At 69.8% G+C, this 23254-nt stretch carries 24 protein-coding genes; 8 read left to right on the top strand and 16 right to left on the bottom strand.

Annotated features, from left to right (window positions below; all coding sequences use genetic code 11):
- Positions 1–37: 37 nt before the first annotated feature.
- From R6U01_RS12255 to R6U01_RS12225, 7 genes are all read right to left on the bottom strand, one after another.
- The gene (locus R6U01_RS12255) at positions 38–409 is read right to left on the bottom strand and encodes a thioredoxin family protein (RefSeq protein ID WP_410286737.1); all 372 of its coding nucleotides are present in this window, start codon (positions 407–409) and stop codon (positions 38–40) included.
- Positions 410–494: 85 nt separating this feature from the next.
- Positions 495–1493 carry a Gfo/Idh/MocA family protein gene (locus tag R6U01_RS12250; RefSeq protein WP_410286736.1) on the bottom strand — a complete coding sequence of 333 codons (999 nt, stop codon included), beginning with the start codon at positions 1491–1493 and terminating at the stop codon, positions 495–497.
- Positions 1494–1566: 73 nt separating this feature from the next.
- Entirely contained in the window at positions 1567–1812 is a 246-nt protein-coding gene (locus tag R6U01_RS12245; RefSeq protein WP_410286735.1) for a hypothetical protein, read from the bottom strand.
- 97 nt (positions 1813–1909) lie between these two features.
- On the bottom strand, positions 1910–2125 hold the full coding sequence (locus R6U01_RS12240; RefSeq protein ID WP_410286734.1) for a CbaC protein: 216 nt from the start codon (positions 2123–2125) through the stop codon (positions 1910–1912).
- Entirely contained in the window at positions 2122–3912 is a 1791-nt protein-coding gene (locus tag R6U01_RS12235; protein ID WP_410286733.1) for a b(o/a)3-type cytochrome-c oxidase subunit 1, read from the bottom strand. The genes R6U01_RS12240 and R6U01_RS12235 overlap by 4 nt, the downstream gene beginning before the upstream one ends.
- Positions 3909–4424, bottom strand: coding sequence for a cytochrome c oxidase subunit II (locus R6U01_RS12230; protein WP_410286732.1), 516 nt, complete (start codon positions 4422–4424; stop codon positions 3909–3911). Before R6U01_RS12230 ends, R6U01_RS12235 begins: the two co-directional genes overlap by 4 nt.
- Before the next feature lie 6 nt (positions 4425–4430).
- Positions 4431–4604 (bottom strand): hypothetical protein, encoded by a 174-nt coding sequence (locus R6U01_RS12225; protein ID WP_410286731.1) that lies wholly within the window; start codon positions 4602–4604, stop codon positions 4431–4433.
- Positions 4605–4701: 97 nt separating this feature from the next.
- Between R6U01_RS12225 and R6U01_RS12220 the strand changes: the two genes are divergently transcribed.
- Both R6U01_RS12220 and R6U01_RS12215 read left to right on the top strand, forming a co-directional pair.
- Positions 4702–4908 carry a hypothetical protein gene (locus R6U01_RS12220; protein ID WP_410286730.1) on the top strand — a complete coding sequence of 69 codons (207 nt, stop codon included), beginning with the start codon at positions 4702–4704 and terminating at the stop codon, positions 4906–4908.
- 24 nt (positions 4909–4932) lie between these two features.
- Complete coding sequence (locus R6U01_RS12215) at positions 4933–7392, top strand: heavy metal translocating P-type ATPase (RefSeq protein ID WP_410286729.1); 2460 nt, start codon at positions 4933–4935, stop codon at positions 7390–7392.
- A 32-nt stretch (positions 7393–7424) separates the two neighbouring features.
- On the opposite strand, the gene R6U01_RS12210 is transcribed toward R6U01_RS12215, so the two are convergent.
- From R6U01_RS12210 to R6U01_RS12195, 4 genes are all read right to left on the bottom strand, one after another.
- Entirely contained in the window at positions 7425–7667 is a 243-nt protein-coding gene (locus tag R6U01_RS12210) for a SelT/SelW/SelH family protein (protein WP_410286728.1), read from the bottom strand.
- Between the two features lie 59 nt (positions 7668–7726).
- Complete coding sequence (locus tag R6U01_RS12205) at positions 7727–9082, bottom strand: heme o synthase (protein ID WP_410286763.1); 1356 nt, start codon at positions 9080–9082, stop codon at positions 7727–7729.
- A gap of 124 nt (positions 9083–9206) precedes the next feature.
- A complete protein-coding gene (locus tag R6U01_RS12200) occupies positions 9207–9728 on the bottom strand; it encodes an adenylyltransferase/cytidyltransferase family protein (RefSeq protein ID WP_410286727.1) in 522 nt (173 codons plus the stop codon).
- Positions 9725–10246 carry a Mov34/MPN/PAD-1 family protein gene (locus R6U01_RS12195; protein WP_410286726.1) on the bottom strand — a complete coding sequence of 174 codons (522 nt, stop codon included), beginning with the start codon at positions 10244–10246 and terminating at the stop codon, positions 9725–9727. Before R6U01_RS12195 ends, R6U01_RS12200 begins: the two co-directional genes overlap by 4 nt.
- A gap of 151 nt (positions 10247–10397) precedes the next feature.
- Here R6U01_RS12195 and R6U01_RS12190 point away from each other — a divergent pair, with 151 nt between their 5' ends.
- Complete coding sequence (locus tag R6U01_RS12190) at positions 10398–12344, top strand: DHH family phosphoesterase (RefSeq protein ID WP_410286725.1); 1947 nt, start codon at positions 10398–10400, stop codon at positions 12342–12344.
- A 45-nt stretch (positions 12345–12389) separates the two neighbouring features.
- Here the strand turns inward: R6U01_RS12190 and R6U01_RS12185 are convergent, their stop codons facing one another.
- Both R6U01_RS12185 and R6U01_RS12180 read right to left on the bottom strand, forming a co-directional pair.
- Positions 12390–14126 carry a phospholipase D-like domain-containing protein gene (locus R6U01_RS12185; protein ID WP_410286724.1) on the bottom strand — a complete coding sequence of 579 codons (1737 nt, stop codon included), beginning with the start codon at positions 14124–14126 and terminating at the stop codon, positions 12390–12392.
- Between the two features lie 54 nt (positions 14127–14180).
- Positions 14181–15806, bottom strand: a complete 1626-nt coding sequence (locus R6U01_RS12180; protein ID WP_410286723.1) for a HEAT repeat domain-containing protein — start codon at positions 15804–15806, stop codon at positions 14181–14183.
- Between the two features lie 226 nt (positions 15807–16032).
- On the opposite strand from R6U01_RS12180, the gene dpsA reads away from it, so the two are divergent.
- Complete coding sequence (gene dpsA, locus R6U01_RS12175) at positions 16033–16581, top strand: DNA starvation/stationary phase protection protein DpsA (RefSeq protein WP_410286722.1); 549 nt, start codon at positions 16033–16035, stop codon at positions 16579–16581.
- 133 nt (positions 16582–16714) lie between these two features.
- On the opposite strand, the gene R6U01_RS12170 is transcribed toward dpsA, so the two are convergent.
- The gene (locus R6U01_RS12170) at positions 16715–17128 is read right to left on the bottom strand and encodes an Lrp/AsnC family transcriptional regulator (RefSeq protein ID WP_410286721.1); all 414 of its coding nucleotides are present in this window, start codon (positions 17126–17128) and stop codon (positions 16715–16717) included.
- A gap of 96 nt (positions 17129–17224) precedes the next feature.
- Between R6U01_RS12170 and carA the strand changes: the two genes are divergently transcribed.
- On the top strand, positions 17225–18286 hold the full coding sequence (gene carA, locus R6U01_RS12165) for a glutamine-hydrolyzing carbamoyl-phosphate synthase small subunit (RefSeq protein ID WP_410286720.1): 1062 nt from the start codon (positions 17225–17227) through the stop codon (positions 18284–18286).
- Between the two features lie 197 nt (positions 18287–18483).
- On the top strand, positions 18484–19374 hold the full coding sequence (gene surE, locus R6U01_RS12160) for a 5'/3'-nucleotidase SurE (RefSeq protein ID WP_410286719.1): 891 nt from the start codon (positions 18484–18486) through the stop codon (positions 19372–19374).
- 48 nt (positions 19375–19422) lie between these two features.
- Here the strand turns inward: surE and R6U01_RS12155 are convergent, their stop codons facing one another.
- Entirely contained in the window at positions 19423–19650 is a 228-nt protein-coding gene (locus R6U01_RS12155) for a hypothetical protein (RefSeq protein WP_410286718.1), read from the bottom strand.
- A gap of 406 nt (positions 19651–20056) precedes the next feature.
- Here R6U01_RS12155 and R6U01_RS12150 point away from each other — a divergent pair, with 406 nt between their 5' ends.
- Positions 20057–21829 carry a glutamate--tRNA ligase gene (locus R6U01_RS12150; protein WP_410286717.1) on the top strand — a complete coding sequence of 591 codons (1773 nt, stop codon included), beginning with the start codon at positions 20057–20059 and terminating at the stop codon, positions 21827–21829.
- 99 nt (positions 21830–21928) lie between these two features.
- Entirely contained in the window at positions 21929–22258 is a 330-nt protein-coding gene (locus R6U01_RS12145) for a ferredoxin family protein (RefSeq protein WP_410286716.1), read from the top strand.
- 393 nt (positions 22259–22651) lie between these two features.
- Here R6U01_RS12145 and R6U01_RS12140 read toward each other — a convergent pair.
- Positions 22652–23254, bottom strand: a 603-nt coding sequence (locus tag R6U01_RS12140) for a GNAT family N-acetyltransferase (protein WP_410286715.1), incomplete at its 5' end; no start/stop codon positions are given.

Raw genomic sequence — 23254 nt, 5'->3', positions numbered from 1 at the left:
ACCGAACGAGGGATGTCGCGCGGACGTTCACGCGGTGTCAGGCGGCGTGTTCCTCGACCCACGCGGTGAGGTCGTCGCCGGCGATGAACCCTTCCGCGCGTCGCGAGACGGGTTCGCCGTCCACGAACAGCACGAACAGGGGGACGCTCCGCACGTCGAACCGCTCGACGAGCGGCGGATCGTCGCGAGGGTTTATTAAGGCGACATCGACGTCGAGCGCGCGAGCGACGTTCCCGAGGACGGGCTCCATGCTCGCACAGATGCCGCACCCGTCGGTGTAGAACTCGACGAGCGCGGCGTCCGCGTCGGCGACGAAGGCGTCGAGGTCGTCCTCGTCGGCGAGCGACGTCGGACGGCGGACATTCCCGTCTCTTCCCGGCTCGGAATCGTCGACTGTAGTATTGGTCATTATATACACTATCGGTGCCGGACACGGATAAACGCTCGCTCAGCGCGACGCGGCTCGTCGGCCCTTCGGCGCGCGTCCGCTCCGTTCAGGAAACGTCCACCGCGCCGACCACGCCGGCGCTCTCGGCCAACGCGTCGATGACCCGCATGTTCGCGACCGCCTCCGCTCCGCCCGTCAGGGGGGCGGTGCCGTCGGCGATGCAGTCGGCGAAGTGCTCTACCTGCAGCCGATACTGGTCGACGGGGTCGAACGTCTCGACGCCGCGCCGGCCGTCGATCTCGTAGGTCAGCTCCACCGGCTCGTCGTCCGGCGCGTCGAACGCCCGCTCGACCGCGACCCAGCCGTTCGTCGCGTCGATCCGGTAGCGCTGAACCAGCTGCGTGTCGAAGCCGGAGGCGACCTGGGCCGACCGACCGTCCGCGTACTCCAGCACGCCGGCGAGCTCCGTGTCGACGCCCGCGTTCCGGGTGTCGTTCGCGTGGGCGTACGCTCGATCCGGCGTCCCGAGAACCGCCCTCGCGAGCGACACGGGGTAACAGCCGACGTCCATCAGCGACCCGCCGCCGAGATCCGGATCGAGGCGAACGTCGTCCGGGCGGTCGTACAGCGGGAACCGGAACGTCGAACTCACCGTCCGCACGTCGTCAAGCTCTCGCTCGACCAGTTCGAGGACCCGCTCGGTGCGAGGGTGGTACCGGTACATGAACCCCTCCATCAGCGTGACGCCGCGCTCATCGCAGTGATCGACCACTTCGCGCGCCTCCGCCGCGTCGACCGCGAGCGGCTTCTCACAGAGCACGTGGAGCCCGACGTCGGCCGCGCGGATCGTCCACTCGGCGTGGAGCCCGTTCGGCAGCGGGACGTAGACCGCGTCGAGCGCGTCGTCGTCGAGCAGCGCCTCGTAGGAGCCGTAGCTCCGCGGGATCGAGTGCGTCGCGGCGAACGACGCCGCCCGGTCGCCGTCGCGTGACGCGACCGCGCCGACCGCGTGGTCGCTCGCCGCGACCGCGGGGATCACCGCGTCGCGGGCGATCGCTGCGGTGCCGAGCACGCCGACGGTGAGCGGGTCCGTGCGTGTGGACATACGCCACTCCCGACCGCCCGAGGGATAAAATGGATCGGTGACTCCGTCGTCGGCGCGGTCGACAGCCGCCGCGCTACCGGTCCGCCCGTTCGGGATCGAGGAGCGGCGAGTCCTCGTTGGTACACTCCGGCCGGCCGCAGACGCCGGCGTCGGCACCGGCTTGTGAGACCCCGTCGGCGAGCGACTCGATCTCCCACGCCACTTCGTGGCCGGTCGTCGACTCGTGGTCGTCCAGCGCGGTCCGTGCCGCCGAGAGCCGGTCGTACTCGGACTCGAACGGGCAATCGGCACACCGGACCACAACTCTCGTCCGTCCCATACCGGGTATTGTTCGGACGACGGGTAACTCTCGCGGTGCGTCGCTCGTCGAGACGGAAATACGGCTGAGGAGACGGAAATACGATCGAACAGCGACGCTACGCCGGTTCGTCGCGCTCGGGTTCGGTGCGCCATCCGCCCTTCAGCGTGATGACCCACAACAGCACGCCGGCGAGCACGAACACGGCGGCCATGTAGGGGAGCAGCGGCAGCTCGAAGCCGATGAAGTCGAGTACCGTCCGGATCTCGTAGACGATCACGCCGAAGATCGCGAACGCGACGAGGAGCCCGCCGCGCGTCATATCGAGGCTCATAGCATCACCCCGACGAGGGAGGCGACCGCCTCACCGAGCGTTCCGACGAGCGGCGTCACCGCGCCCGCGAGCGCGTCGAGCGTCGGCGCGACCCACACCGGATACGTGCCCACGCCCGGACCGAGCAGCCCGCCGCGGTTGATGATTGCCGCGAGCGGCAGGGCGTACGCGAGAACGACGAGCGCCAGCGCGATCCCGACCCAGAGCCGCAGGCTGTCGAGCACGCGCGGCGCGTCGTCGGGCCCGGACAGCGCCGGCGGAAGCGACTCTGCGAGCCCCGATACCTTCGGATTCCCCATCGTGAGGACGAGGTTACCGATGAAGAGGACCGTCGAGACGAACAGCAGCGTCCCGCCGATCGCGATCTGGACGTTGAGCTCCTCGAAGCCGCCGAACATCACCGGGTAGTCGAAGCCGCTGTACTCGGGCTCCGCGGTCCGGCGCGGCACGCCCATGATCCCCTGCGCGTGCATCGCGTTGGACATCAGCGCCATGCCGATGAACCAGAGGACGACCTGGAACAGTCCGATCGGTCGGCTGTAGATCGGCTTGTTGGAGATCTGCGGCCAGATCCAGTAGGTCGCCGCCATGAACGTCAGCGCCACGGCGGTGCCGACGGTGAGGTGGAAGTGACCCGGCACCCAGATGGTGTTGTGGATCATGTAGTTGATGTTCATTCCCGCGTTCACCATCCCGGAGAATCCGCCGGCAGCGAACATCAGTCCCGCGAGCATCATCCCGGTGAACTCGGGCTTGCGCCACGGGAGGTCGGTGAGCCAGCCGAGGAGACCGGTCCCGCCGCGCTGGCGAGCCCCGTACTCCACGCTCGCGACGACCGTGAACGCCGTGAGCAGGCTCGGCAACAGCAGGAACATCGTGTTCGTCATCGAGATGAACTTGAACCCTTCCGCGATCCCCGGATCCAGGTACTGGTGGTGGATCCCGACGGGGGTCGACAGCAGGAGGAACAGCACGAACACGACGCGCGCGAGCGGGTCGCTGAACAGCCGTCCGCCGGCGATCTTCGGGAGCACCGTGTACCACAGCATGTACGCCGGCATCAGCCAGAAGTACACCACCGGGTGGCCGAAGAACCAGAACAGCGTCCGGGTCAGCGTGGGGTTCACCTGGTCGATGAATCCGAGCGACCACGGCAGCAGGAAGATGAGGACCGACGCCGCCACCGCGGACGACGCGATGTACCACATCGCCATCGTGGTCAACACCATGAACGTCTGGAGCGGGATCCGCTCGTCGGGGTGGTCGCGCTTCCAGGCGAGCCACGTCCGGAACCAGTCGGCGCCGGCGATCCACGTCCCGACGATGAACACGGCGAGACCCGTGTAAAACAGCGGATGCGCCTGCAGCGGCGCGTAGAACGTGAAGAGGACGTCCGCGCTCATATCGATCGCGTCGGTGAAGCCGGCGAGGATCGAGACGCCGGTCATCGTCATCCCGATCGCCATGATCGCGTACCACGTCCAGGTGATCCGGATGTTCACGAGCGGTCGGTCGAGGCTCCGGGTCACCGCCCACGTGAACAGCCCCACGAGGAAGAAGACGGTGAAACTGATCACCAAGAACACGCCGTGTGCGGTCAGTACGGTGTAGTAGTCCGTTGACGGGATGATCCGCGCCGCGTCGGTCCGGTGAAGCGTCTGGATGATCCCGAAGATAGCACCGAGCAGCAGCGCGAAGAAAGAACTGAGGAGGGCGGCGCGGACGACGCGCGCCTCCTCGGGGAACTTGTCGACGAACGACCGCTCGGCCTCGAGCGCCTCGCTCACGAGTCGTCACCCCCGCTGTTCTGCTCTTCGAACTCCTCTTGACTGACGACGTTCACCTTTCCTTCCATCCCGTGGTGGCCGGCGCCGCAGTACTCGTTACAGAGGAGCCCGTACTCCTGGGATCCGTCGACTTCGACGGTGATCTCGGAGACTTCGCCGGGAACGACCATCGTGTTGGCGTTCGTCCCGGCGACCTCGAACCCGTGGATCACGTCTCGAGAGGTGACGTAGAACGTCACCGTGCTGTCCTCGGGCACGACGATCGGGCTCGGTTCGAACCCGAACTGGTAGGAGACGACGTACGCGGCGTACTCGTTCTCACCGACTTGTTCGACGCGCGGCTCCGAGAACCGCTCGTCCTCGTCGAGTCCCTCCGCGTCGATGGGCTGCTCGCTGTCGGCGACCATCGCGACGCCGGGACCGACGGCGCCGTACGTGACCGAGCCGATGAGCAGCAGTATCAGCAGAATCGAAGCAGCGAGCCAGAGCTTCTCGTAGGCGTGAATGTGCATCCGTGATCACCCCACGACGACCAGATCGCGTCCGAGGAACTCGATGTAATATATGTACACCCACGCGAGCAACAGGATGACGAAGTAGATCCCGATGAGCGTGAGGGTTCCGATCGGGTCGAACTCCTCGTCACCGCTCACATCGTCAGTCGATGCGTGTGCGGCTTGATTTTGCCCCATAGGTCGGGTTATAGATCGAGAGATATATAACATCTACCCGTTCTCGGGGGCTGAAAACACGGGCGTTATATATGTTCGGCGGCCCGAACGCTTCGACATGGAATTCTCGCTCCAGCGGGCCGTGCTTCTCGTGTTGGCCGGCCTCATCCCGGCGGTGGTGTTCCTCGCCGACCGGGCGGAGATCGTCGTCGCCGTGACGCTCGTGAACGTGCTCATCATCTGGGGGAGCCTCCGCGTCGCGACCGGCGGGAGCCTCCGCCCCGGCTCGGGCGCCTCGGACGCGCCGGATCCGGAGGAGGCGTAGCGGCGTCGACCGGCGCCGACCCACATGTCGAACTGCACCCTCTGTGACCTGCCGACGGGGGAGGACCCCCACACCGCCCCCGACGTCGACGGCGAGTTCTGCTGCCGCGGCTGCCTCGCGGTCGCCCGCTCGCTGGACGACGTCGACGACCTCGACGACCTCGACGAGCGACGCCCCGAGACGGAACCGGAGGAGTCGTTCGACGGCGAGACGACGTTCCTCCACGTCGACGGCATGCACTGCGCGACGTGCGAGTCGTTCCTCGAACTGACCGCCGGCGAGCAAGAGGGCGTCGCGGCCGCGGAGGCGAGCTACGCCACCGACACGATCCGCGTCGACTACGACCCCGAGGTAGTGAGCGCCGAGGACCTCCCGGCGCGGCTCTCGGTCGCCGGATACACCGCGAGCGACCGCGCCGATCCGGAACCCGACGGCGACGACGTCGCCGTGGTCCGCTTTCTGATCGGCGGCGGGTTCTTCGGAATGATGGCGATGTTGTGGTACGTCCTCTTCCTGTACCCGACGTACTTCGGCTACGAGCCGATTCTCGACCTCGGCGGCGTCTCGGGCACCTACCTCTTCACGCAGGTGTGGGTGTTCACCTCGATCGTCCTCTTTTATACTGGCTACCCGATCCTCCGCGGCGCGTACGTGAGCCTTCGGGCGCGGCAGCCGAACATGGATCTGTTGGTGTCGCTGGCGGCGGCCAGCTCGTACGCGTACAGCACGCTCGCGATGCTGATCGGCCGCACCGACCTCTACTTCGACGTGACGATCGCCGTCATCCTGGTCGTCACCGCGGGCAACCACTACGAGTCGCTGATCAAACGCCGCGCGACCGGGATGCTCTCCGAGCTCACGACGGCCGGCGACCGGACGGTCCGCACCGAGGCCGGGGACACCGTGGCGGCCGACGCGGTCGAGCCGGACGATCGGCTCCTCGTGCGTCCCGGCGAGCGCGTCCCCTTCGACGGGACCGTCGTCGAGGGGACCGCCGCCGTCGACGAGGCGCTCGTCACGGGCGAGTCGCTTCCGGCGACGAAGCGGGAGGGCGACGAGGTCCGCGGGGGGACCGTCGTCACCGACGCGCCGATCGTCGTCGCCGTCGGCGAGGACGCGACGAGCACGCTCGACACGCTAGTCCGGCTGCTGTGGGAGATCCAGAGCTCGCGGTCGGGGATCCAGCGGCTCGTCGATAAGCTCGCGACCGTGTTCGTCCCCCTCGTCGTCGTGGTCGCCGTCCTCGGCGCGGCGGCGACCGTCGCGCTCGGTTCGGCGCCCGTGGACGCCGCGCTGGTCGGGCTCACGGTGCTGATCGTCTCGTGTCCGTGCGCCCTCGGCCTCGCGACCCCGCTCGCGATCGCCGCGGGGATCCGCGACGCGGCCCGCCGCGGGATCGTGATCGTCTCGGACGCCGTCTTCGAGGAGGCGGCCGACATCGACACGGTCGTACTCGACAAGACGGGGACGCTCACCGACGGCGAGATGCGGCTGCTCGACGCCGTCACCGACGGCGCCTCGCCCGACGAGGTGCGTCGCCGGGCGGCGGCGGTCGAGCGCGCCTCGGTTCACCCCGTCGCCGAGGCGATCGTCGACGCCGTCGCGGGCGACGACCGGCGGTCCGCTCGCGACGACGCAGGCGACGCCGCGAGACCGGCGACCGACGGCGGCGTGACGGCCGGCGGCGAGCGGAACGGACGGCGGGCGGTCGCCGCGCCCGGTGACGACGCCACGGACATCCCCTCGACCGCCGACGTGACCGTCTCGGACCGGGGCGTCACGGGGCGTGTCGACGGCGACACGGTCGTCGTCGGGCACCGGTCGCTATTCGACGGCGGGGAGTGGACTGTGCCGGCGTCGTTGGAGGAAGCCGGCGAGACGGCCCGGGACGCGGGTCGCGTTCCCGTGTTCGTCGGGTGGGAGGGGTCGGTCGTCGGCGTCCTCGTCGTCGGCGACGAGGTCCGTGACGGGTGGGAAGCGGTCGTCACCGACCTCGCCGAGGACGGGCGACGCGTCGTGGTGCTCACCGGCGACTCGGCCGCCGCCGCGCGTCGGTTCGAGGACCACCCCGCGGTCGACGAGACGTTCGCGGAGGTGCCGCCGGAGGCGAAGGCCGAGACCGTACGGCGGCTCGCGGCGACCGAGCGCGTCGCCATGGTCGGCGACGGAAGCAACGACGCGCCGGCGCTCGCCGCGGCGGACCTCGGCGTCTCGGTCGCGAGCGGCACGGACCTGGCGACCGACGCCGCCGACGCCGTGCTCTTGGAGGACCGGCTCGCCGCGATCCCGGAGCTGTTCGCGGTCACGCGCGGGACGAACCGCCGGCTCAAGCAGAACCTCGGCTGGGCGTTCGTCTACAACGCGGTGGCGATCCCGATGGCGATCGCCGGCGTGCTCAACCCGCTCCTCGCGGCGCTCGCGATGGCGACGAGCAGCGTCCTCGTGGTGACGAACTCGGCGCGGGCCGTTTATAAGGGGGAGTGACGCAAGAGCGCCGTGCGACGGTCCGACCGACCTCACGCGGGGGCGCCGACGTACGGCTTGACGGCCCGCACGATGGCGTCGACGTCGTACTCGTCTTCGCCCTTGTCGAAGACGACCTCGTCGTTCGCGCGGACGACGAACACGCCGTCGTCGCCCGTCACCAGCGCGACCTCGTCGATCTCCTCGCCGAACTGCGTGAGCAGCGCCGTCGAGACGTCCTGAGCGCGGTTCAACATGCCGCACGGTACGCAGTACTCGATTTCGATTCGGGTCATTCGACTCCGCTTCGAGGCGAACGGTTTTAAATCATCGCCGCGCCGCTCGCCTGTCCTCGTCAGACCACGAGCGCGTCGAACACGACGGCGAACAGCAGCAGCCCGAGGTAGGCGTTCGACGCGTGGAACGCGCGGAACGCCGCCGCCTCCGTCTGCTCGTAGTGCAGTCGGACGACCATCCACAGGAACACCGTGCCGAGGGCGACGCCGACCGCGGCGTAGAGCGCGCCGAGGGGCTCGGCGACCACGGCGAGCGCGACCGCGGCGACGAGCGTCGCGCCGAGGTACCAGACGATGTGGCGGCGCGTCGCCGTCTCGCCGCGGACAACGGGCATCATCGGGAAGCCGCCCCGCTCGTAGTCCTCCTTGTACGCCAGCGCGAGGTTGTAGAAGTGCGCCGGCGTCCACAGGAAGATGACCAGGGCGAGCAGCAGCCCGCCGCCGCCGACCTCGCCGGTCACCGCCGCCCAGCCGATGAGCGCCGGGAGCGCGCCCGCCGCGCCGCCGATGACGGTGTTCTGGACCGTGTTCGGCTTCAACACGAGCGTGTAGACGACGCTGTAGAACAGGATCGCGACCAGTCCGAGACCCGCGGTCAGCGGATTCACCGTCCAGAAGAGGCCGAGCGCGGCAGCCGTCAACAGCAGTCCGAACGCGAGCGCGTTGCGTACCGGGACGAGGTCGGTCGCCAGCGGGCGGTCGTTGGTCCGCTGCATCCGCTTGTCGATGTCGCGCTCGAACACGTGATTGAACGTCCCGGAGGCGCCGATCGAGAGCGCGCCGCCGGCCAGCGTCGCGCCGACGACGTACGGGGTGAACCCCTGCCCGCCGGCGAGCGCCATCGCCGCGGCGGCGACGAGGCAGAGCAGCCACATCAGGCGGGGCTTCATCAGCCGGAAGTAGGCGGCCGCGGTCGCCTTCAGCCGCGGGACCGTCGCGGTCGGAATCTCGGGCTCTGGCGCCTCCTCTATCGGCGGGAGGTCGTCCGTGCCCGGCTGGAAATCGACGGCGCCGTCGTCCGGGGAGCCGGTCTCGGCCTCGAGCCACCACGCGAGCGCGGCGAGTACCGACGCGAAGATGGTCACGCCGAGGAGGAGGTGCACCGACCCGAGCGCGGTCGGTAGCTCGCCCACGGCGACGAGCGCGCCGACCGCGGACTGCGCCGGGAACAACGCGAGCGCGACCGCGAGGGCGATTCGGACCCGACGGCTCGCGTCGGCGACCCACGCGAGCGCGACCGACAGGACCACGAGGACGCCGACGACGGCGGCTATCGCTCGGTGGCCGAGCGCCACCCAGCCGGCGCTCTCGGCGGGGAGCACGCCGCCGCCACAGAGGGGCCAGCCGGAACAGGCGGCCGCCGCCTCCGTGAGCGAGGTGGTGGCGCCGACGACGAGGAGGAGGTACACGCCCATCGCCGTCGCCGCGAGAACCGCGGGGAATCGGTCGGATATCGTCACTTGTACGTGGTTAGTAACGGACCCATATATGTCCCGCGCTTCGATGAATTCGCCCGGTAAAGGGGGGCTATCCCCGTCTCTATTCCCCTTCGCCGCCGTCACGAGTCGCGTCGACGGTCTCGTGCGATCCGTCGCCGTCGCCGCTGCGCGACCCGTCGCCGTTGAGTTCGCGTTCGCCGCGCCGCCTGAGGATCCGATCGACGATGTCGCCGCTGGAGAGCAGTTCGTCCTCGTAGCGCGGCTCCCGCCCCGACGCTCGCTCCACCCGACAGTCGATGTCGCGGGCCGCGAGCGCTTCGGCGATTCCCCCCTCGTCGTGATGCTGGTCGAACCCCAACACGATCACGTCCGGATCGAGCCGCTCGATGGGCACGAACACGTCTTCCGGGTCGCCGAGATGGGCGCCGTCGACGGCGTCGAGGGCGGCGACCATGTCCCGCCGCTGGCGGGCACAGAGGATCGGCTCGGGCTTGTGAGTGACGTTGGTGCGCCGGGCGACGATGACGTGCAGTTCGTCGCCGTACGTCGCCGCGTCCTCGAGGTAGTGGACGTGACCGGGGTGGAGCAGGTCGAAGGTCCCCTGCGCGACGACTCGCGTCATCGGAACCACGAGAGGAAGCCGCCGTCCTCGCGGCGCTCCTCGCTGAGTTCGCTGTCGATGTCCTCCTGCGTGAAATCGAAGAAGTGCTCGTCGGGCACCTCGACGTCGAGCACGTCGAGGGTCGTCTGGTTCCCCTCGTTGTCGAACGCCTTCCAGTCGCCCCACCCGTACGGGGCGCCGACGATGACGTGGACCTCTCCCTGTCCGAACGTGGCGAGGTCGGCCGCGCTCGGTCGGAGCGCCCCGTTCGGGTGCGAGTGGACAGACCCGACGGCGCGCATGTCGTTCGGCTTCATGTGCGTGCGCACGCTGGCGCTCGTCGGGCTGGACTCGGTTCCGGGAATGACGAGCACGTCGGTGATCACCTGCCCGTCCCGGTCGATGTCGAGCTTCCGGGCGTCGTCCGCGCGGAGGAACCCCATGTACTCGTTGGGGTGGGTCTCCTCGCTCGCCTCGAGGACGAACTCCATCGTCTCTCGGGCGATCCCGAGGAGCTCGTCCGAGCGGAACAGTCGCATACCCGAGCGAAGGCGCCGTCGCCCCATAGGGGTTCCGGACCGCGCGACCGCAGCCTCACGCCGTCGGGCCCAGACGGTATCGGAGGACGCGCCGAGAGTGGCGGAGACGCGAGAGAACAAGCTTAACACCGGCCGTTCCCCTTGCTGATACATGAGCGAGAACTCCGCCGGGGATTCCGGCACGCGGGGCGATTCGAGCCCCGAACCCGACGCCGCTGCGGCGAAGGGGGCGGCCGACGACCGGCCGATCGTCTACGACCTGGCACCCGATTGTACCCTCGAAGACGCCGAGGTCGACGCGCTGTACCACGCCGAGGTCAACGGCGTCGTCGACTACGGCGTCTTCGTCGACGTCTCGGACGCCCTCTCGGGCCTCGTCCACGAATCGAACCTCGACGGCGAGTACGCGATCGGCGACCGACTCGTCGTCCGGCTGACCGAGGTGAAAGAGAACGGCGACGTGGCGTTCGACGACGAGGACCCCGACGACTACCGCACCGAGACGGTCACCCACGAACCGACGGTCTCCCGCGTCCGCGGACTCTCCCCGGGCGACGAGGTGACCGTCGAGGGCGAGGTCGTCCAGGCGAAACAGACCGGCGGCCCGACGATATTCGCCGTCGCCGACGCCTCCGGCGTCGTCTCCTGTGCGGCCTTCGAAGAGGCCGGCGTCCGCGCGTACCCCGAGGTCGCGGTCGGCGACATGGTCCACGTCAGCGGGACGGTCGAGACCCGCGAGAACGCCCTCCAGCTGGAGGTCGGCGCGCTGCGGCGGCTCCCCGACGAGCGCGCCGCCGAGGCCCGCGAGCGGTTCGAGGCCGCGCTCGACGAGCGCGCCGCCCCCGCCGACGTCGAGCCCCTCGTCGCGTGGGAGGCGTTCGAGCCGATCCACGAGGACCTCCGCGAGCTGGCTCGGCTGCTCCGTCGGACCGTGCTCGCCGGGCGCCCGATCCGCGTCCGCCACCACGCCGACGGCGACGGAATGTGCGCGGCGATCCCGGTCCAGCTCGCACTCGAGAACTTCGTCCGCGACGTGCACGAGGACGCCGACGCGGCCCGTCACCTGTTCAAGCGGCTCCCGAGCAAGGCGCCGTACTACGAGATGGAGGACGTCACCCGCGATCTGAACTTCGCCCTAGAGGGACGCGCCCGCCACGGCCAGAAGCTGCCCTTCCTCCTGATGCTCGACAACGGGTCGACCGAGGAGGACGTCCCCGCCTACGAGAACCTCGCGCACTACGACATTCCGATCGCGGTCGTCGACCACCACCACCCCGATCCCGAGGCGGTCGAGCCGCTGCTCGACGCCCACGTCAACCCGTACCTCCACGACGAGGACTACCGGGTCACCACGGGGATGATGTGCGTCGAGCTCGCCCGGCTGATCGACCCGTCGATCACCGAGGAGCTCGAACACGTCCCCGCCGTCGCCGGGCTCTCCGACCGCTCGAAGGCGGAGGCGATGGACGACTACGTCGCGCTCGCCGAGGACGCCGGCTACGACGAGACCGACCTGCTCGACATCGGCGAGGCGCTCGACTACGCCGCTCACTGGCTGCGCTACTCCGAGGGGAAGACCCTCGTCAACGACGCGTTGAACGTCGGCTGCGAGGACGAAGAGCGTCACGAGGAGCTGGTGGAGTTCCTCTCCGAACGGGCGGAACGCGACGTCGACCGACAGATCGACGCGCTCGACGATCACGTCGAACACGAGCGACTCGCCTCCGGTGCGCACCTCTACCGGATCGACCTGGACGAGTACGCCCACCGATTCACCTACCCGGCGCCCGGGAAGACGACCGGCGAGCTGCACGACACCCGCGTTCGGGAGACGGGAGACCCCGTCATCACGATCGGCTACGGCCCGGACTTCTGCGTGCTCCGGTCCGACGGCGTCCGCCTCGACATCCCGAACATGGTGACCGAGCTGAACGAGGAACTTCCTGAGGCGGGCGTCTCCGGCGGCGGCCACCTCGTCGTCGGCTCCATCAAGTTCGTGAAGGGACGGCGGAGCGCCGTCATCGAGTCGCTCGTCGAGAAGATGGCCGAAGCGGAGATCGACGAGGCGCTTTCCTCGACCGCCGCGCTCGACGACTGAGCCCCCGCCGCTTTCCGCGCCGGTCCGTCACGCCGCGTCAGTCCGTCACGCGAACGCCACCTCCCTGCGAGCGACGACGCCGGCGGCCGCGGCTGTGACCACGAGACCGCCCACGAGCCCGAGCGGTAAGTGAACCCCGCCGCCGCGCCAGTCGGCCGCGTACGCGCGAGCGTAGAAGTCCGCGACCGCCTCGTCCTCGATTGCGAGCAACACCTCCCGGTTCTCCGTCGCCGCGCCCGCGTTCCAATTGAGGCTCCCGACGACCGCCGCGTCGTCGACGACCACGCCCTTCGCGTGGACCTTTCCGTACCGACCGCGCGGCTCCGCGACGGCGACCGAGACGGGTTCGTCCGCGAGCGCCTCGACGAGCGCGCGGTTCTCCTCCCGGTCGTACCACGCGCCCGACAGCAGCAGATGAACGTCGACGCCGCGGTCGGCGGCCCGCCTGAGCGCGCGGACGAGCTGGTTGTCCGGGCCCCCGGTCCGCGGGACGACCGCCAGCACGCGGTCGTCCGCGGTGTCGATCCGCGCGACCAGGGTATCGGCGCCGTTGCCGGGGGCCGTAAGGAGCTCGACGTCCGCCGTCGTCGGCGGAGGCGGCTCGAACCGCGTCGGGTAGCTCCCGTTCGCCGCGCCCCCCTCGTGGAACTCGGCCTCCGCGCGGAACGCCTCCCACGACCGGGCGTCGGACGCCGCGGCGTCCTCGCTGAAGAGGGCGGCGAGGTCGTCGGCGGCCGCCTCGGACGCCGCCTCGTCCGACGACCCGCCCGTCACCACGCCCCACCCGCGATTGGTCCGGCCGCCGGTGCCTGACGGCTTCCAGTTCTCCGTCAGCACGACCGCGCGGTCGTCGGCGACGGCGTACTTCGCGTGGTGGAAGCGGAACCGCTCCGGGTCGCCGTCGAGGACGCGCACCTCGCCGCCGGCTGCGACGACTCGGTCGAGGAGCCGGGCACTCCGTGCCGAAAACCCGCCGACCGGCGCTCCCTCGACGAGGACCCGCACCTCCACCCCGCGGTCGGCCGCCGCGACGAGCAGGTCGGCGACGCGTTCGGATCCCAGCGTGTAGCCGGCGAGGAACAGACGGTCTTCCGCCGCGCGAAGCGGCTTGACCGGCATCCCCGGACTGTCCGGCAGCACGAACGGTCTCACGGTCGCGTTCGTCGTGCGGGTCGGAGATCGCGGGTCGTATCCCCGAGGCCGCCACTCGCCCCACTCCGCGCGCCAGCGGTGCCCCTCGGGCGCGCGGTCGTAGTCGACGACGGCGACCGCCGTTCCATTTCGACGGAGTTCGATCCGGTCGCCGGACGCCGAGAGCGGGAAGTAGCCGTCGAGTTCGCGGAGATCCGTCGGTTCGTGACGAGCGCCCGCCGCCTCGTCGTCGAGTAGCGACGTCGTGTTCGCGGGATCCATCGAGAGCGCGACGACCCCGCTCGCGTTCGCCGGAATCGCCGCCTCGTGGTAGCCGTCCGAGAGCGACCAGTTCCCCCGTTCCGGGAGTCTGACGACGAGGTACTCGCCGCGATTTCCTGTCGCGGTCGGATTCGGGAACAGCTCGACGATCCGCGGCCGCTCCGACACGAGCGTCCGGTTCTCCGGGGGTTCAGCCGACTCCGAGACGACGCCTCCCGAGCGGGGTCCGACGACCTCCGAGCCGATCTCGGCGTCACCCACGGCCGCGACCGGCGCGGCGGTCAGCGAGGCGAGGAGCACGAGGGCGACGGCGACGATACCCGCGACCGAGACCGAGGCGCTCGCGGAACGAGACGGTTCGAACGACACGGCGTGCCTTCCCGCGTCATCCGTTAAGAAGGGTCGGGCGTTCGGGTCGCCGAGTCAGGCCGGTGCCGACGCCGCGTCGAGCGAGCGCCGGGCTTTCTCGCCCTCGGTCGAGACGAGGAACGAGTGTTCGTCGGCGTACTCGGCGACGGTTTCGAGGGCGTCGCGGGTCCCGATCTGGCGGAGCGCCCAGCCGGCCGCGGCTCGCACGTCGTCCGAGCCGTCGCCGTCGAGCACGTCCGCGAGCGGGTCGACCGCGCGGGTGTCGCCGATGAGTCCGAGCGCGCGCGCCGCGTGGGGACGCACGAGCTCCTCGGTGTCCTCGTCGACGAGCGCGTTCGCGAGGGGCTGGACCGCCTCGCTCGCGCCGATCTCGCCGAGCGCCTTGAACGTCGTCTTCTGGAGCTGCGGGTTCGAGTCCTCCGGCACGTACTCCACGAGGGTCTCCGTCGCCTCCGCGGCGGCCATCTTCCCGAGGATGCGAATCGCGAACTTATCGCGCTTCTCCGCGCGCCCGAGCAGCTCCCCGACCGACGCCTCGGTCTTCCCGCGCTTGCCCATGCGTTCGAACGCCTCCAAGCAGTGCCGCTCCATGAAGTCCGACGTCAGCGAGTCGAGCGCGAGCAGGATCATGTCGACGTTGCCGCGCGCCTCGTGCTCTTTCAGCGCCGACCACTCGACCGGGAAGTCCTTGTAGTGGCCGAGCACGTCGTAGAACCCCTGCGCGCGGAGCTGTTCGTTGGTCTCGAGATCGTCCCACTCCTCGGCGTCGTCGAGGGCCGCCTCGAGCTCGTCCGTCGCCTCGGTGAGGGCCGCGATCGTCTCGGCGTCGTCGTCCGGATCGAGGTCGGCGTCCGCGACGCCGGCTGCGACGGCGTCGAGGGCGGCGACGAGGGCGGAGACGGGGTCGTCCCCGTCCTCGCCTTCGGGCCCGTCGTCGACCGCGGCGGAGTCGTCCGCCGCGTCCGCGACCTCCACGTCCGTCTCGATAGCGTCCGCGTCCACCTCGTCGTCGACGGCGTCCGCGGCCGCCTCGACGAAGGCCGTCACCGCGGCCACGGCGTCGTCGAGGCCGGCGGCGGTCCACTGGGTCTCCTCGAGCGTCGCGCCCGCGCTCTCGATCGCGTCGATGACGTCCTCGGCGTACGGGCCGCGCGCCTCCTCGACGCCCTCGCGCAGCTCCGCGACGCGGTCCTCGAGGTCGCCGCGGGGGTCGTCCGCGTCCTCGTCGTCCTCGTCGGGTTCGGGGAGGCCGGCCTCCTCGATCTCCGCCTCGGCGTCGTCGAGGAGCGCGTCGACGTCGTCGAGGTCCGCCTCGGTCTCGGCGTCGTCGAGGAGCGCCGCGATCTCGTCGAGGTACTCGTTCAGGGACTCCTCGGTCGCTTCGTCGGGAAGCGTCGGCGCGCCGGCTACCTCGGTCGACTCGGAGTCACCTTCTTCCTCATCGTCGGCTGTAGCGTCAACTTCCTCGTCGGCTGTAGCGTCAACTTCCTCGTCGTCTGCGGCGTCGCCTTCCTCGTCGTCGGCTGTAGCGTCAACTTCCTCGTCGTCGGCTGTAGCGTCAACTTCCTCGTCGTCGGCTTGTTCGGAGGCGGAATCTGTGACGGTGGCCTCTTCCTCCGCGTCGTCAGCGGCGTCGGCCTCCTCGGAGGCGTCGGCCGGATCGTCGTCGCCGTTACTCATATACCACGAACTGCGCGCGTAGTCCATTAAGACGTTTCCCTTCGCGGGCGCTCCTGACGCGACCGCTCCGGCGCCGGGGCGACCGCCGCCGTGCCGCAGACGACCTCGCAGGGCAGCGCGAACCCAGCGGAGATCTCAATAAAACAAAAATAATTTTTCAAATTAGAAATTCTGATTAACACAATGAAAACAGTTAAGTGTCCCGCGCGCGTATGTGCAGATAGAAATGAGCACTCAGAAAGAGGCCCGTCAACGCTACGGTGACGTCCACGAGAGCGAAGCGCTCCGCGTCCCCGAAGAGAAGGCCGAGCAGCTCGTAGACGCGCTCAACACCGACCTCGCGGCGACGTACGTCCTCTACCACCAGGTGAAGAAACACCACTGGCTCGTCGAGGGCGCCGAGTTCCACGACATCCACGTCTACCTCGGCGAGGTCGCGGAGGACCTCGAGGAGGGTGCCGACGTGCTCGCCGAGCGCGCGCAGGCCCTCGGCGGCGTGCCGCTCTCGGGCGGCGCGAACTACGAGGAGCACGCGCCGGTGAGCCCGGAGGACGCCGACGCCTACGACATCCGGACGTCGCTGGGGAACGACCTGGAGATATTCGGCGACATCACCGAGATGCTCCGCGAGCACATCCAGCTCGCCAGCAACCTCGGCGACTACAACACCGAGGAACAGCTCCGCGACATCCTCGAAGACGTCGAGGAGCACGGCCACCACATCGAGCACTACCTGGAGGACGACACCCTCGTCACCCAGAGCACGCTCGAATAGACGCGCCGCGGCCGTCGCTTTCGGCTGGCGAGGCGAGTCCCGCCCGCTCGAATCTTTTCGCGTTATTTCGACCCGCCAGCAGCGGTGTCGCCGCCGTTGTGACGCTTTTAAACCACCTCCGCACTCCGGCCGATTAACCGAGCCGCTCGTCCAGAATGAGCCGCGTCTTGGTCGACTTCACCTCGTCCATCTCGCGGGCCTGCGAGATCAGCTCGTTGACGGCGCGCGTGTCGACGGCGTCGACCACGAGTACGACGTCGTCCTCGCCGGACACCTGCCAGACGAAGTCCACCTCGTCCCACTCGACCATCCGCTCGCCGACGGCGGCGGTGTCGACGTTCATCTCCACCGAGATCTCGATCATCGCCTTCACGTTGCCGGTGCGTGTCGTGACGGTGAACCGCTCGATGACCCCCTCCTCGGTCATGCGGTCGACGCGGTTGCGCACGGTCCCCTCCGAGGTGCCGACCCGGTCCGCGATCTCCGTGTACGGGGTTCGCGCGTCCCGGCGCAGGATCGAGAGAATCCGGCGATCGAGGTCGTCCATATCCGGACCACTCCCTCCGACGACTTACTCGTTACGAATATCGTAACGTAGCTACGAACGACGCATTTATTACCCTTTGCGCGTACGTTTCTCGTAATGTCGGACGCCTACATCGCGCTGGCCGACGGACGCGTGCTCGAAGCGCGCGCTCGTGCGTCAGGGCGCACCCGTGGCGAACTGGTGTTTACGACCGCGTACACCGGCTACGAGGAGTCGCTCACGGACCCCTCTTACGCCGAACAGATCCTCACCTTCTCGTACCCCCTGATCGGGAACTACGGCGTCCGAACCGAGCGGTTCGAGTCCGAGTCGGTCCAGCCGAACGCCGCGATCGCCCGCGAACTGACCGACGACGTCGCCGAGTGGCTCGCCGGCGAGGGCGCGCCCGCCGTCGACCACGTCGACACCCGCGAGATCGTCACGACCGTCCGCGAGGAGGGCGCGATGGCCTGCGGGATCGCCGCCGGGCCGGACGCGACCCCCGAGGACGCGATCGCGGAGATGGAGGCGTGCGAGCCGATGAGCGACCACGTCGACATCGGCGCGCAGGTGTCCGTCACCGAGCCGACCGTCCACGAGGGCGGCGGCGACGTCGACGTCGCGATGCTCGACTGCGGCGCGAAGGGGTCGATCATCTCCTCGCTCACCGAGCGCGGCGCGGACGTCCACGTCCTCCCGTACGACGCGACGCCCGAGGACGTGGCGGCCGTCGACCCCGACGTGCTCTTCGTCTCGAACGGCCCGGGCGACCCGGAGAACTTCGTCGCCGCGCACGAGGTCGTCGACGCCTTCGCCGGCGAGCTGCCGATGGCCGGCATCTGTCTCGGCCAGCAGGTGATCACGAGCGCGCTCGGCGGCTCGACGGAGAAGATGGCGTTCGGCCACCGCGGCGTCAACCAGCCCGTTCAGGACCTCCGCAGCGGCCGGGTCGTGATGACCACGCAGAACCACGGCTACACGGTCGACGACACCGGGCCGCTCGAGGTGACGCAGGTGAACGTCAACGACGACACCGTCGAGGGACTCGACAGCGAGGAGCTCGAGATCATCACTCGCCAGTACCACCCCGAGGCCAACCCCGGCCCGCACGACTCGCTCGGCTTCTTCGACGAGGTGCTGAAGCTCGCGGAGTCGACGCCGCGCGTCGCCGCCGACTGACCGGCGCCCGTCGCCCCGCCCGCGGTTCGTTCCGTTATCCCCCGCGGTTCCCTCCGCTGACCGCTCCGGAGTACCACCCGCCCGACGCCTGTCGGTTCCCGCGTCGGCCTCCCCCGTCACGCACCGCCCGCCGTCCTTCGACCCCGCGTCCGCCCGCGACCGGCGGCGTTTTGCCCCACCCCCTCACAGTACGACGTATGACCCGCGAGATCCTCCTCACGAACGACGACGGGATCGACGCCGTCGGGATCCGAGCGCTCGCCGACGCGCTCTCGCGCGAGTACGACGTGACGGTCGTCGCGCCGAAGCAGAACCAGTCCGGGGTCGGCGGCACGCGCTCGTGGTGGGAGACCACCGTGGAGTACGCCGAGACGGACGCGGGAGTCGCGGTCGAGGGCACCCCCGCCGACTGCGTCGCCGTCGCCGAGGTCGCCCTCGAACTCGACCCGGACGTCGTCGTCTCCGGCTGTAACCACGGCCCGAACATCGGCGCGCACATCCTCGGCCAGTCCGGCACGGTCGGTGCCGCGATGGAGGCGGCCTTCCTGGGTACGCCGGCGATCGCCGTCTCGCTGTACGACCGCGGGAACCTCCCGGTCCCGCCGACCCTCGAGAACGGCGACTTCTCGCTCGCGGCCGAGGCGGTGCTCGACCTGCTCGACCGCGTCGAAGCGTGGGAGGGCGACGGGCCGGTCGAGCTCCCGTTCGGCGCCGACGTGCTGAACGTCAACGCGCCGGCCGCCGACGACGAGGCCGCCGTCGACCCCACCTACCGGCTGACGGAGCCCGCGCGCGGCTTCGACGTGATCGAGTTCCGTCCGGGCGAGGAGTCGCGAGGCGAGGGATCGCGGGGCGAGGGCGGGTTCGGCGAGCGACGCGGCGAGATGGGGATGGAGCTCCGCGACCGCTTCTGGCGGGAGTTCCTTCGGGGGGACGTCGCCGACGATCCGGGGTCGGACCGGCTCGCGGCGGTCGAGGGCGAGGTGAGCGTCTCCCCGCTGTCGTCGTCGCGGTCCGTCGCCGGCGACCGCGCGGGCGACGTCGTGACCGTCGGCGCCGGGGAGGCCCTGCGACCGGACACCGACTGAGTCCGGGGCTCGCCACGAGCCCGACTGGACTCTCGTTGCCGTCGGTCCCTACCGACGCCGGCCCGGCCGCCGCCCGCCGCCGGTGAACTGGCCGGCGAGGCGTCCCAGGTACCAGACGAACAGCACTCCCAACACGAGCCCGCCGCCCAGGAGGGCGACCAGCTCCGCCGGCGTCGCATCCCACTGGAGAGCGATGAGCGGCGGCGAGACGGCCACGAGCAGGAGGAAACCGATCTTGATCTTCCGGTTCCCCTCGTCGCGCTCCTCGTCCGACATGGGTCCTACCACGCCGATCCCTCCGCCGACAGGCGGACCCGCCGAGTCGCTCCCGTGTTCATGCCCCACCCACGATGCCGCGCGACATCAAGGCGACGACCGGCGACGATCCGACACACTAAACCTCCGCGATTAATAAGCGTCTCGACCGTTTACAGGGCGCTCGGGCCCATCTCGTGCCGCTTCCGCCGTGAACGGTCTCGACCGTTTAAGTTCGTCCGCCAGGTGGGATCGGGTGCCCCTACCTGCGGACCCCTCCGACGCGGCCCCCCGCCGCGGCCGTCCCTTCGGTCCGCTTCCCCGGCGCCTCCCGACCAGCAGCCGTGCCGCCGCCGCGCCCGCGTCGGCGATCTCCCGCAGGCCGCCGTTCCGCGGCGTTTTTGAGCCGCCCCGACAACCGACGGGCATGGACGACGAACTCCGCGAGCGCGTCGAGGCGGCCGGCGAGGCCGCCGCGCTGTTCAACGCGCTCAAACACGGCAGCGACCCGGACGTGGGCGCCATCATGGGCCCACTGATGGGCGAGAACCCCGACTTCAGACCGCACGGCGACGAGATCCCCGGCGTCGTCGCGCCGGTCGTGAACCGGGTCGCGGGGATGGACGAGAGCGAGCGCCGCGAGCGGCTCGCCGAGCTCGCGCCCGACAGGCTCGCCGAGCTGGAGGCGGAGGCGGAAGAAGACGATCACGTCCTTCCCGAGCTCCCCAACGCGGAGGACGGCGAGGTCGTGATGCGCGCCGCGCCGAACCCCAACGGGCCGTGGCACGTCGGTCACGCCCGGATGCCCGCGGTGATCGGGACGTACAAGGAGCGGTACGACGGGGAGTTCATCTGCCGGTTCGACGACACCGACCCGGAGACGAAGCGGCCCGACCTCGACGCGTACGACGCCATCCTCGAAGACATCGCGTACCTCGGCTTCGAGGCCGACCGCGTCCTGAGGGCCTCCGACCGGCTCGACACCTACTACGAGCACGCGCGCGACCTGATCGACGCCGGCGGCGCGTACACCTGCTCGTGCTCCGGCGACGAGTTCTCCGCGCTCAAGAACGACGCCGAGGCGTGCCCGCACCGCGAGAAGGACGCCGAGACGGTCCACGAGGAGTTCGACGCCATGATCGACGGCGAGTACAGCGCCGGCGAGATGGTGCTCCGCGTCCGGACCGACATCGAGCACAAGAACCCGGCGCTGCGCGACTGGGTCGCCTTCCGGCTGATCGACACCCCGCACCCGCGCGAGGCGGCCGCCCACTACCGCTGTTGGCCCATGCTCGACTTCCAGTCCGGCGTCGACGACCACCTCACGGGCGTCACCCACATCATCCGCGGTATCGACCTCCAAGACTCCGCGAAGCGCCAGCGGTTCGTCTACGACTACTTCGACTGGGAGTACCCCGAGGTGCTCCACTGGGGGCACGTGCAGGTCGACGAGTACGACGTGAAACTCTCCACCTCGACGATCAAGAAGCTCATCGAGACCGGCGAGCTGACCGGCTGGGACGACCCGCGCGCGCCGACCATCCGCTCGATGCGTCGCCGCGGCATCCGGGGTAAGGCCCTCGTCGACTCGATGACCGACCTCGGGATGTCCACGTCCGACGTCGACCTCGCCATGTCGTCGGTGTACGCGAACAACCGCGACCTCGTCGACGACGACGCGAACCGGTACTTCCTCGTGCGCGACCGCGACGACGACCCCGCGGTCGACCTTCCGGTCGTCGACGGCGACGCGTCCGCGCCCGAGGCCGGCCACCCGCCGCTGCACCCCGACCACCCGGACCGCGGCGATCGGACCGTCCCTGCCGGGCGGGTCGTCGTTGAGTCCTCGGACCTCCCGAGCGAGGGCGAGCGCGTCTGGCTCAAGGGATACGGCTGCGTCCGGTACGCGGGCGACGAGCTGGCCTTCGTCGACGCCGACATCGACGTCGTCCGCGAGGGCGACGTGGACGTGGTCCACTGGGCGCCGGCCGACGAGGGGCTCGACACGCTCCTGCGGACCGTCTCGGGGGACGTCCGCGGGATCGCCGAGCCCGCGGTCGCCGACGTCGACCCCGACGGGATCGTCCAGTTCGAGCGCGTCGGGTTCGCCCGGATCGACGCGTTCGAGCCGGCCGCGACCGACGAGCCCGACGGGCCCGACGGCGACGAGGACCTGCTCGCGTACTACGCGCACCCGTAGTCGGGCGACGCGGGGCGTTCGCGGCCGGGCGGGCCCGAGGGCGTCGCCCGATCCGCTCGTCGCGGAGTTTAAACCCTCGAACGGCGAACCACGCATACGATGGCCATCGACCCCAATTTCGAGACGAACCGCGAGCGGGTCGGCGAGGAGGACGGCGTCGCCGTGTGGGGTCCCGTCGACCCGCCCGAAAAGCAGGGGATCCGCGGCACGCACGTCGCCGTCGACTTCGACATCTGTCTCGCCGACGGCGCCTGCTTAGAGGACTGCCCGGTCGACGTGTTCGAGTGGGTGGACACCCCCGGCCACTCGGAATCCGAGCGGAAGGCGAACCCGATCGACGAGGACCAGTGTATCGACTGCATGCTCTGCGTCGACGTCTGCCCGGTCGACGCGATCGACGTCGACCCCGGCCGCGAGAACCGGATCTAGACGATCGCTTTTAAATTCTGTACCGATGTCGGCGGTGTGGTGAACGCTTCTGAAGCCCCAGCCGCTCGGTTATAAGTGAATGACTGCAGAGCGACAGTGAACGCCTCCAAAGCCCCAGCCGCGAGGCGGGCGCACGCTCGCTGTGCTCCTCGGTCGCTCGTTTCACTCGCTCCCTGTGGTGCTTACATCGCCTGCGCCCGCCTCGCGGCTGCCCCTTTGAGTCCCTCCCGCCCGCTACCGCAGCCTCACACCTCCCCAGCCTCGGCGGGCGGGCCGGCACGGGCAAGAGCCGTGCCGGGCCGCCGCCTCCCTCGTGCGGTCTGCTCACGGCCTGCCGGCCGCTCGCAGGCGCACGCCGCCGCAGCGTTCATTTCTAAAACGGGTCGCTCTTCCTCAGCCGCTTATGAACCGCTCCCGCTCCGCGAGCGCGAAGTCGGTTCCGTACCGCTCGACGAGCGGTTCGTACGCGTCGCCGAGCGCGCGCATGCAGGCGGCCGTCGAGACATAGCCGAGTTCGTCGGCGACTGACTCCCACGGGTGCCCCTGCAGGACCTTCCGGACGAGAAGGCGTCGCTCGCGGTCGTCGAGCGCCGAGTCGTCCTCGATCAGCGCCGCCATCGCGAGGTCCCTGAACGCGCCTGGCGCGCTGTCGTACATCCCGGGGCCGAACGACGCCCCCACGACGGAGCGCCACTCGGTCTCGGTCAGGTCCACGGGGACCGGCGCCGGACAGGCGCGGAGCGCGCCGACGACCACGTCGGGGTCGACGTCGCGGTGGGCGTCCGAGAGCCCGTCGCGCTCGCGGTCTCGGAAGGCGACGGCGTGGCGGGAGAGCATGTCGCGGCCGACCCCGGTCGCCGGCCGAAGCATGATCGCCGAGTGCTCGCCGGACGCGTCGTTGCGCGAGGTCGAGAGGTGGACGGTCCGGTAGCCAGCCCGCCGCCAGAACCGGAGCAGGCGCGGGGTCGCGCCGTAGCCGACCGAGAAGTAGTCGAC

The sequence above is a fragment of the Halorubrum sp. genome, assembly GCF_046498025.1.
GTDB lineage: Archaea > Halobacteriota > Halobacteria > Halobacteriales > Haloferacaceae > Halorubrum.
The sequence above is the reverse complement of the archived record's forward strand: the minus strand, read 5'-3'. Positions and strand labels throughout refer to the sequence as shown.

Bases quoted from the DNA above. Each gene is read 5' to 3' on its own strand.
- R6U01_RS12220 (WP_410286730.1), top strand. From the start codon at position 4,702: ATGGAATTCTCGCTCCAGCGGGCCGTGCTTCTCGTGTTGGCCGGCCTC.
- R6U01_RS12195 (WP_410286726.1), bottom strand. From the start codon at position 10,246: ATGCGACTGTTCCGCTCGGACGAGCTCCTCGGGATCGCCCGAGAGACG.
- dpsA (WP_410286722.1), top strand. From the start codon at position 16,033: ATGAGCACTCAGAAAGAGGCCCGTCAACGCTACGGTGACGTCCACGAG.
- R6U01_RS12155 (WP_410286718.1), bottom strand. From the start codon at position 19,650: ATGTCGGACGAGGAGCGCGACGAGGGGAACCGGAAGATCAAGATCGGT.
- R6U01_RS12190 (WP_410286725.1), top strand. From the start codon at position 10,398: ATGAGCGAGAACTCCGCCGGGGATTCCGGCACGCGGGGCGATTCGAGC.
- R6U01_RS12230 (WP_410286732.1), bottom strand. From the start codon at position 4,424: ATGCACATTCACGCCTACGAGAAGCTCTGGCTCGCTGCTTCGATTCTG.
- R6U01_RS12255 (WP_410286737.1), bottom strand. From the start codon at position 409: ATGACCAATACTACAGTCGACGATTCCGAGCCGGGAAGAGACGGGAAT.
- R6U01_RS12200 (WP_410286727.1), bottom strand. From the start codon at position 9,728: ATGACGCGAGTCGTCGCGCAGGGGACCTTCGACCTGCTCCACCCCGGT.
- R6U01_RS12250 (WP_410286736.1), bottom strand. From the start codon at position 1,493: ATGTCCACACGCACGGACCCGCTCACCGTCGGCGTGCTCGGCACCGCA.
- R6U01_RS12240 (WP_410286734.1), bottom strand. From the start codon at position 2,125: ATGAGCCTCGATATGACGCGCGGCGGGCTCCTCGTCGCGTTCGCGATC.
- R6U01_RS12145 (WP_410286716.1), top strand. From the start codon at position 21,929: ATGGCCATCGACCCCAATTTCGAGACGAACCGCGAGCGGGTCGGCGAG.
- R6U01_RS12170 (WP_410286721.1), bottom strand. From the start codon at position 17,128: ATGGACGACCTCGATCGCCGGATTCTCTCGATCCTGCGCCGGGACGCG.
- R6U01_RS12245 (WP_410286735.1), bottom strand. From the start codon at position 1,812: ATGGGACGGACGAGAGTTGTGGTCCGGTGTGCCGATTGCCCGTTCGAG.
- surE (WP_410286719.1), top strand. From the start codon at position 18,484: ATGACCCGCGAGATCCTCCTCACGAACGACGACGGGATCGACGCCGTC.
- R6U01_RS12180 (WP_410286723.1), bottom strand. From the start codon at position 15,806: ATGAGTAACGGCGACGACGATCCGGCCGACGCCTCCGAGGAGGCCGAC.
- R6U01_RS12215 (WP_410286729.1), top strand. From the start codon at position 4,933: ATGTCGAACTGCACCCTCTGTGACCTGCCGACGGGGGAGGACCCCCAC.
- R6U01_RS12225 (WP_410286731.1), bottom strand. From the start codon at position 4,604: ATGGGGCAAAATCAAGCCGCACACGCATCGACTGACGATGTGAGCGGT.
- carA (WP_410286720.1), top strand. From the start codon at position 17,225: ATGTCGGACGCCTACATCGCGCTGGCCGACGGACGCGTGCTCGAAGCG.
- R6U01_RS12205 (WP_410286763.1), bottom strand. From the start codon at position 9,082: ATGGGCGTGTACCTCCTCCTCGTCGTCGGCGCCACCACCTCGCTCACG.
- R6U01_RS12210 (WP_410286728.1), bottom strand. From the start codon at position 7,667: ATGACCCGAATCGAAATCGAGTACTGCGTACCGTGCGGCATGTTGAAC.
- R6U01_RS12150 (WP_410286717.1), top strand. From the start codon at position 20,057: ATGGACGACGAACTCCGCGAGCGCGTCGAGGCGGCCGGCGAGGCCGCC.